Source organism: Candidatus Thermoplasmatota archaeon (assembly GCA_034660695.1).
Classification (GTDB): Archaea; Thermoplasmatota; E2; order UBA202; family DSCA01; genus JAYEJS01.
Map to the genome: position 1 here is coordinate 19269 of JAYEJS010000097.1, position 8665 is coordinate 27933.

Consider the following 8665-nt stretch of genomic DNA (forward strand, 5'->3'; position numbering starts at 1 on the left):
ATCGAGAACTCTTTCACAATACATTTCAAAATTAAATGCAACAGATTATTCATCACATCAACTATAAACTTAATAAAGGCATGGATATTCAATTATCTAAAGGATAAGATGAAAATAAACATGGTGACAGGACTGAGCACCCTCAGCAGATTGATTACATTCAAGAATGCAGGCGGGATGGGGACGCAGGTGCCAGTCCTTGCCCAAAAGTTGAGAGAAAGAGGTTTTGATGTTACAATTGATGATTCCAGAGATTTTGATGTACTGCATCTTCACAACCCTATGCCAAATTTTATTCCACTTATAAAAAAGACAAGGAAAGAAGGCAAGCCTGTTGTTATTCATGCCCGCCACATCCCAGAACTGGTAAAAGGAGGGTTTAAATTTGATAGGGTTCTGTATCCCCTGTTTGATAAATACTCGAAATGGATATACAATCAGGCGGATGTTGTAGTATGTGCCACCCCTTACGTAAAAAGATGGATGGAGAAAAACGGGATAAAGAGAGAATTAAGGGTTATACCAAACGGTGTGGACTGCAAGAAATTTACATTTAGTAAAAAAGACAGGGAAGATTTCAGGAAGAAATACGGTTTTAACAACAAATTCATCATATTCTCGGTCGGGCTTATTATACCCCGAAAAGGTGTACATGATTTTATGGAAGTTGCAAAAAAATTTGGAAAAAAAAATAACTTTCAATTTGTATGGATTGGTTCTACAGAACCCGGACTTGAAAAAGTGGATATTTCTGGTACACCGAAAAATGCAAAATTCATAGGCCACATCCCGTTTAGCGAAATGAATTCAATATACTCTGGAGGAGATGCCTTTTTCTTCCCCACATATGCCGAAAGTTATGGTAACGCGCTCTTTGAGGCCGCTGCTGCGGGGAAAGTCCTCCTTATTAGAGATATTGATATTTATAAGGATTGGTTTAGAGACGGTATAAACTGCCTGAAGGGAAAAAGTGTTGAGGAGTATGCTACCCATATTGAAGCAGTTTCAAGTGATGATGAATTGCGAAAGATGCTGGAATCGGGGGCAATGAAGCTGGCTCGGGAGCAGGATATCGAAAAAACAGTTGATATGCTGGCACATTTATATGTAAATTTGATAAAATGATAGGAGATGCAATCATCAATTTCTTCAGCAATTTCGGTGTTATTGGGATGGTTCTTGCATTATATGTAATTTTTCTGATTGACAGCATGATTTTTCCAGCGCTCCCAGATTTTTTTCTTTTAGTTATATATTCAACCAATCCCCAAAATTTTTTGTGGGGATTTGTTATATTAATAATAGCAGTATTCGCAAGTTTTTCTGGTAATTCCATACTTTATTTGATTGTAAAAAAATATTCACCCCCACATTTTATTAAAAATCTGATGAAGAAATACAGCGAAATGCTGATTGTAAAGGATGAAAGAATTTTACTGATTAACAGAATCGCTCCCGTGCTTCCATATACAGGGGCTTTTATCGCCATAAACGACTGGAATTATAAAAAGTCGATTGCATACATTGTTGCAGGGGCCATAATAAAATTTGGTTTTCTATTGCTGCTTTCTGGAACATTCTACGCCCTTTTTGAAAAAGGCGTGGCACAAAACGCAACATTTATACTCATTATTGCAACTATTGTGATAAGCCTTATTGCCTCACATCTGGAAAAGGGAAAGCTGGCTAAGCCAAAAATCTGATTGAAAAGCGAAGGGGGAAGAGCTGAAATATAACTTCAACTCCCGCCCCTAAAAAGTGGGAAATAAATAGAATTTCAATACCCAATCCATCAGGAAGAGTAGTGAAATTCACACTCAAAGATGTGTGCCCCCATCTGGATACTTGCCTCTCCGGCTCCATTTCACATCTGCCGTTCAACGTTATATTTTTCTCCCCATCAAAATAGTAGCCGGAGACATACCCGGGGGATTCCCACAGGAAAATGGCTTGCCAGTATGATGACGAAAGATTCGTATCAAGATAGGTGTGCACATCACAAACCATTCTAAAGTGCAGTGACAATATTTGATTGCCTTCCCTTGCATTTATTTCTATCTCTGAAGGATAGTAAACATCATATTCCTCGACATATACCATACCTCCATATTCATATACAATATTGGAAAATTCAATGTATTGACCTCCATCCGAAACAAGATAGAGAATACCGAATGCGGGGCCTTCACAGACCCAGAAAGGAACATTTCCGTAAAACATACTCCATCCATTATCAAAAGATGACCATATCCAGTCATAACCAAACATATTATTATCTGAAGAAAAAGCGATCGAAGAAGGAACAGATACTGAATGATGGGATAACCACCACTTTGCAAGATTTATATACGCAGAAGAAACATTTCCAATATCTGAATGATTTTTAAAAGGATTGCCATATGTCCAGTTACCCCATACATGCTCATAATAGCCGCTTCCATACAGTTTCATTGTTTCATTACCGATAGTAATGTCCCCTGTGATGTCACATAACGGAATGAAGCCATACCTGTAATAACCCAACCCCATGGGAAGAATTGCATTGGAAATCTCATCCGCGACCCATTTTGGTGGAGTTACAGCTGTGCAACAGAGATTTATAACAAAATTTTTTCTTTCAAAATGCACCACATATTCAGGATACAAACCTTTCATCCAGGAATTATAGTACTGCAATTCCACTCTGTTTTTTTCATGGGAGAGGGTTTCAACACCATCGCCATATGAGCCAAGACTATAACAATCACCATTGTCCATATCAAAAACTGTGAGAAAAAGATTGGATGCCGGGGTTTCCATCTCATATTCAAAAGATGCGGTCAGGCTCCAGTTGCCCATACCCTCCAGCACAAAAAAAGCATCAACATTCCACCATTCCCTCCCACAGGGGAAATGGTTGCCCTCGTCTTCAGGATCCCAAGCATACACCCATACATTTTTTTCCTTGCCAACTAAAGAATTTGGATAAGTATCCATTATAAAAAAGGGCGAGAACGCGTTTGGAATGAAAAACATGGCTGCAATGAGCAACGGCAATATGACCTTCATTATTTCTAATATATGTTCACCATAGAAAAAGGTTACCCACCCCCCATTATTTCCACTGGAAATTTAAAATATCACAGCTGTGCAACATAAGGATACATGATGAGTATCCAGATGGACCATCATGTTTTGGGGCGCCTCCTTACGCCGCTGCAGGGCATTCGTTCCAGTGTATGACGATAGACCAATGGAAAAAAAGGAAGGTTATAGAAGAAAATTCATTGCTTATTGTTGCAAGGGCAATTACGACTGGCAGGCATCTTAGAGGAACATTCATATTTTTTAATGGCCGCAGGGAAATGAAGACTGCAATTTTAGACTGGATTTCCTTCAGATAATTTCTCCTTCCAATTGTTTTCTCTTAAATCTTTTAAATGGACTGCAGTCATGCTTACCTTACTCTCCAAAAGTTTTTGCAAACCCAGAATATGACCTTCTCCTACAAAAGCAACTATCACATCATAAATATCTAATGCTTTTAACAATTTATTATACATAAATTCATTTCTATCGTCTATAAGAATTTTATTAAATTCTGGAAATTGAATGCTGATCTGATTGAAATAAGAGAATGGTTTATCCTCGAATGCTCGCAATTCATTTTCTATTTTCTTTTTAGTTATAAATATAGAAAATATACTTCCAAGAACAAACATCATTTTCTTTTTAAATGAAATTTCTCTCCACAACCTTTCTGCAACTAGTCTGGCGTCCATATCTATACATAAGATTCCGATACCCTTATCTTCCGCTTTTTTTACACATGCCACCATTTCTGATCCCGTCGTGACGCCGTACATCTTGGCAATTTTTCTTTGTATTTTTGATAAAATCAAATAAAATAGAGGAATGCCATCTCTTTTTGTGCTGGGATTTAAAAGGAAAGAAAGGCGGTTTTTATCCAATTCTAGAGCTACAACATCGGGATTTACAGTATCGATTATACCTTCTACCTGTGTAGATATATTGAATACATGCCCAACTCCAACCAAAATTATTCTTTTTTCCATATAATCCACTGAACCAATTCATCTATTCCTTTATTATGTTTTGCATCTGTAAGAAAGATTTTTCTGGGAGCTATCCTCTCTAAATCTTTAAGGATTTTATCTATACTTACTTCCATATATTCCACTAGATCTATTTTATTTATAATAACGAAATCAGAAATTTGAAAGATTAATGGGTGTTTTCTGACCATATCATCCCCTTCAGTAACAGATATTACCACCCCTCTTTTGTTGCAACCCAACACAAAATCTGCAGGACATACTAAATTCCCTATGTTTTCTACAAAAAGTACGTCTATGCTATCCAAATCAATATTTTCTAGCGCATGCTCTATTAGATGGGCATCTAAATGACATTCTTTCCCTGTATTTATGTTTACAACCTGCACATTATGTCTTTTTATCCTTCTATAGTCATCATCACCAGTCACATCCCCTACTATCACTCCCACTTTCTTTCTTCCCAATAGTTTTTCGACCATTTTTTCAATAATGAGCGTTTTTCCTGAGCCTATAGATCCCATAAAATCAATAGATAGAATATTTCTTTTTTTCAACGTCTCATTATTTGATTCTGCTATCTTCTTATTTTCTTCGAATAAGTCTTTGCTAACAGACAAATCTATCTTATGCATAATACCCTAAAGGATGTTTTCCTCTTTAAAACCTTTCATTCTCAATGTATCTATCAACCCGTGAGCATAATTTATACATCCAAATGCAGTAAAAAAATCTTTTTTTGAGAGATAATACTTGGCATCATTATAATATCGCACAGCCATTTCTACGGCCCTGTTTTCTTCTTCCAATATTTTTATATTTTCTTCAAATAACTTTATGTCTTTAATCACTCTTTCTTTTTTCATATATATCCCTTTATATAATTTTTACTTGTGCTCCTCTTTTTATAAGCCTTCCCATCACTTTTTCTTTAAGCCTGTCGCTGCAGCTTATACATATCTTTCCATCGGGAGTGCAACCGAAATCAAGTACGTCTACATCCTCATTAAATATTGATGATAAATCTTCTCTTGCCTCCTGTGGGAACTTAATTTCCATGATGACATTGTTGGGCAGTAAATCATAAACCAACTCGATCAGCTGTTCTATATTTTCCCCGGTTTTTGCTGATAAAAATACATATGGTCTGTTGCCTATAATCTTTTTTATACTTTCAAGTTTCATTTCTTTTTCTCTTTTACTGATCTTATCTGCTTTATTTAATCCTACTATAACATTTGGATGGGCTCTCATACTCATAATTTCTTTTATGGATAATTCTGTTTTCTCTATGAGTGTATCAACTTCTTCACCAATATCTACTAGTAAGATCACCATATCTGACAGCTCTATTTCCTCAAGAGTGGAATGGAAGGAATCCACGAGCCAGTGCGGCAAATCTCTTATAAACCCTATGGTATCTGTAATTAAAATCGGTATTGTTTTCGTTCCTTTTTTTTGTTTTATTGCACGTGTGGTTGTAGAAAGTGTAGAAAACAATCTTTCTTCCACCTTAACATGCTCCCCTGTTAATCGATTAAGCAAACTACTTTTTCCTGCATTTGTATACCCTGCTACAGCAATCAAATAAAATCCTTTCTTCCATCTGTACCGGCGATGAGATTCTCTTTCCTGTCCTATCTTTTCCAATTCTTCTTTAATCCTTTTCATTTGTTTTTTTATCATCTCATAATAGTTTGCCACTTGGTATTCTCCTCCACCCATAAAGCCAGGGTGTTCTCCAGTTTTAGCTCGATGGATTAATTCTCTGATGTAGGATCTCTCGTATCTTAAATACGCAAGCTTTACTTGTAATTTTGCCTCTTTTCTTTTTGCCCTGTCTGCAAATATGTCGAGGATGAGCCGTATACGGTCGTAAACTTTAACATTCAGGAAATTTTCCATATTGTACCACTGTGATGGATGGAGTTTTTCGTTTACTATAACACATCTTACCCCCCTTTTTTCTACATATTCCTTTATTTCCTTAATTTTACCGCCCCCAATGTAAAATGAGGGATTTGGTTTATCACGGTGTTGTATAAATGTCTTTATTACACTATAACCTAATGATTTTGCAAGACGTTCTATTTCGTCATTGTTGTCTTGAAGCGAGATTATTATCGCTTTTTTATCATCCATCTAATTCTTTATAGCAATCCTACTAAAAAAATCTTTTCCAATGGAAATAAAGGGGTGTGCCTTATGTGCTGAAGTCCATCAAGCTTGTATGTCCGTTGCTCAGATTAACAACCGGAACCTTTGCGGGGTCGGGCGAAAAATTCATCATTTTTTGGTACTCTGTCTGGGATTGCCATGTAGAGGCATTTATGAGAAGAACACCTCTATATCTATCAATTGCTGTTGTGTGCACATGTCCCGTGACAAAAATATCTGGTACTCTATCAATAACCATATAATCTCTTTTTTCTGGGGCAAGCGGAGTGCCGTCACCATATATTGGGGCCATGTGGCGGCACTGCAGCATACTCTTCATTATTTCAGTCGGTCGATTCTGATCAATTCCTATGCGGGTTGAAAAATCCTGCAGGGATTGCCCGTGGTATGAGAGCACTTCCACCCCATTCATTCTCATATAGCACGGGTTGCCAACAAAAATAACATTCATATCCGAGAACATATCCCTTATCTCCCCCCCGAAAGCAGGCTGCGGAAGGGCAGGCCGAACAGCATCATGGTTGCCCGGCTGAATCAGTATTTTTATATTTTCCGGTATCCCCTCCATTTCACGTGCAATGGCTTTGTATTGCCCGTATACGTCATTTATTTTCAGGTCTTTCTCCTGGCGTGGGTATATGCCAATCCCCTCTATGATATCTCCTGGCATTATTATATATTTAACCTTTTTAGCTACTTCCTTCTGTTTTTCATTTCCTGTATTCCCATTAATCCACTTAATGAAATTCGCCCATTCATTTCCCAAAAAAGTCTTACTGCCGATATGAATATCGGAGATAAATGCAACATATGCCTCTTCTTCTGCGTAGCGCTTCTTTTTATTCAACGGCACGTCCGGCCATATTATATTCTGGGTTATTATCAATCCCCCTCTGCCCGTCTTTCCAACAGCACCTATAACTTCATCCTCAACGATGGCGGCAGCAGCACCCGCAACATCCTTCTGGATATACAGAGTTGCATTGTCGCTTTCATCTTCTATATCAACTAGCACATGACCATTTTTTCCTCGTTTTATCTCATTCACAATACCAATTACAGCAACATCTCCCTCTCGTCTTTGAGCTTTTTTCAATGGAAGAAGATTTTTCATTTCCTGTCTCTTTCTCAAAAGAGCATAAAGACTTTCATATCTATCCCTGAACAAATGAGTGAAATCAGATAATGTTCCTTCACAACTGCTTTTGCCGGTAACATCCTCCAGTATTTCCAGGCCGCTGCTCCCTTCTATATGTGGTATGGCCGCCTTTTTTTCCTTTCTATCATCTTCATCAAAAACTTTTTTAATATCTCCTAATAAAATGTTTAGAGGTTTTTCATCAAATTCTTCAAGGACCTTTTTAGAATTTTTTAGAACATTCCCTCTCTCAACTAAAAAATCCACAGCTTCAGATTGAATAAGTACACTATTTTTCTGAAAGTACTCAATTATCTTCTTTCTCTCATCCATTTTAGCCGGTATGGACACGTCTCCAAGTGGGCATGCAGACAATGTAGCGATTTTTCCATCATTTTCCTCAATCCCGTGCCCCTCTGAGCACCAGTAGTCCTCGGCCGGGCTGCTCCCTTCCGGGCCTGGCCCCTTTTCCGAGGTTAAGATGGGTGATTGCCCCTCCGGCCAACGAAACCATCACCTTTGGTCCCAGAGGACGAGATTTCATTGTCCAATGCTGGATCGCTGCATAGCCTGTACATCGCCTTGAAGACTTCGGCCCCGACAAAGGCGTTTTTCGGTTACAGGAGACGCCTAACCTCCCAGCCTAGTCCATGACCTTTAGCCAGAATCCTAATATTCGATTGCTTTAATAATATTACCATGGGTGACGGAGGATCCTGAATTCATTTGCAAAAAACCGGTAAAAAATCCAGGCAAGTGAGCCGGTAACGAATGCAACGTCACGCGCCATGTGCCATAGATATGTGATTTCATCATTGCTGCCGTGGTAGTACCCCGCCCAATAAGCATCCTTGGCAAGAAATACAATCGCTATTATTAATGCTGCCACCACTATAACATCCAGGTAAAAAAGCCACCTTCTCCATTTCTTCGGCTCTATTTCCATTGTCTCCTCCTCTTTGTTTAACCTTCATTAAAGAAATAGCATTCAATATAAAAGTTTGTGCATTCTGGGCCCGTAAATGGGCGAGGGCATCTGCAATCTCCTAAAATGTTAACAGGAACGGGCAATAACAAAGTGAAGATGAAGCAAGGAATATCCCCACCTTCTATTTCTTTTTCTTTTTGCTCTTTCCTTCCTTCTTTTTTGCCTCTTTTTTGGACTTACAACGGAAGTTCCAGAAAAAAATTTGATGTGGAAAGCTCAAAAAACTCCAGAATTAAGGAGGCGGTCGCTATTTTTTTCTCTTAAGATTCAATTTTTTTCTAGTGGCTACTTTTATGCCACGATGTG

9 protein-coding genes and 1 other RNA gene are annotated in these 8665 nt (G+C 38.0%); 2 read left to right on the forward strand and 8 right to left on the reverse strand.

Features of this window, described 5'->3' with window-relative positions; all coding sequences use genetic code 11:
• The first annotated feature begins 108 nt into the window (after nucleotides 1–108).
• Together U9O96_04970 and U9O96_04975 are read left to right on the forward strand one after the other, a co-directional pair.
• The gene (locus U9O96_04970) at nucleotides 109–1125 is read left to right on the forward strand and encodes a glycosyltransferase family 4 protein (protein ID MEA2054451.1); all 1017 of its coding nucleotides are present in this window, start codon (nucleotides 109–111) and stop codon (nucleotides 1123–1125) included.
• Nucleotides 1122–1703 (forward strand): hypothetical protein, encoded by a 582-nt coding sequence (locus tag U9O96_04975; GenBank protein ID MEA2054452.1) that lies wholly within the window; start codon nucleotides 1122–1124, stop codon nucleotides 1701–1703. Before U9O96_04970 ends, U9O96_04975 begins: the two co-directional genes overlap by 4 nt.
• Here U9O96_04975 and U9O96_04980 read toward each other — a convergent pair.
• From U9O96_04980 to U9O96_05015, 8 genes are all read right to left on the reverse strand, one after another.
• Nucleotides 1687–3048 (reverse strand): hypothetical protein, encoded by a 1362-nt coding sequence (locus tag U9O96_04980; protein ID MEA2054453.1) that lies wholly within the window; start codon nucleotides 3046–3048, stop codon nucleotides 1687–1689. The genes U9O96_04975 and U9O96_04980 overlap by 17 nt on opposite strands.
• A gap of 311 nt (nucleotides 3049–3359) precedes the next feature.
• Nucleotides 3360–4055, reverse strand: coding sequence for a TraB/GumN family protein (locus U9O96_04985; protein ID MEA2054454.1), 696 nt, complete (start codon nucleotides 4053–4055; stop codon nucleotides 3360–3362).
• Nucleotides 4040–4690: a hydrogenase nickel incorporation protein HypB gene (gene hypB / locus U9O96_04990; protein MEA2054455.1), complete on the reverse strand. Its 651-nt coding sequence runs from the start codon at nucleotides 4688–4690 to the stop codon at nucleotides 4040–4042. Before hypB ends, U9O96_04985 begins: the two co-directional genes overlap by 16 nt.
• Before the next feature lie 6 nt (nucleotides 4691–4696).
• Nucleotides 4697–4921, reverse strand: coding sequence for a DUF357 domain-containing protein (locus tag U9O96_04995; protein ID MEA2054456.1), 225 nt, complete (start codon nucleotides 4919–4921; stop codon nucleotides 4697–4699).
• 10 nt (nucleotides 4922–4931) lie between these two features.
• A complete protein-coding gene (hflX, locus tag U9O96_05000) occupies nucleotides 4932–6197 on the reverse strand; it encodes a GTPase HflX (GenBank protein ID MEA2054457.1) in 1266 nt (421 codons plus the stop codon).
• 61 nt (nucleotides 6198–6258) lie between these two features.
• Entirely contained in the window at nucleotides 6259–7704 is a 1446-nt protein-coding gene (locus U9O96_05005) for a DNA-directed DNA polymerase II small subunit (GenBank protein ID MEA2054458.1), read from the reverse strand.
• A gap of 8 nt (nucleotides 7705–7712) precedes the next feature.
• An RNA gene (gene ffs, locus U9O96_05010) (signal recognition particle sRNA) lies at nucleotides 7713–8025 on the reverse strand.
• Between the two features lie 40 nt (nucleotides 8026–8065).
• Nucleotides 8066–8317, reverse strand: a complete 252-nt coding sequence (locus tag U9O96_05015; GenBank protein ID MEA2054459.1) for a hypothetical protein — start codon at nucleotides 8315–8317, stop codon at nucleotides 8066–8068.
• Nucleotides 8318–8665 lie beyond the last annotated feature (348 nt).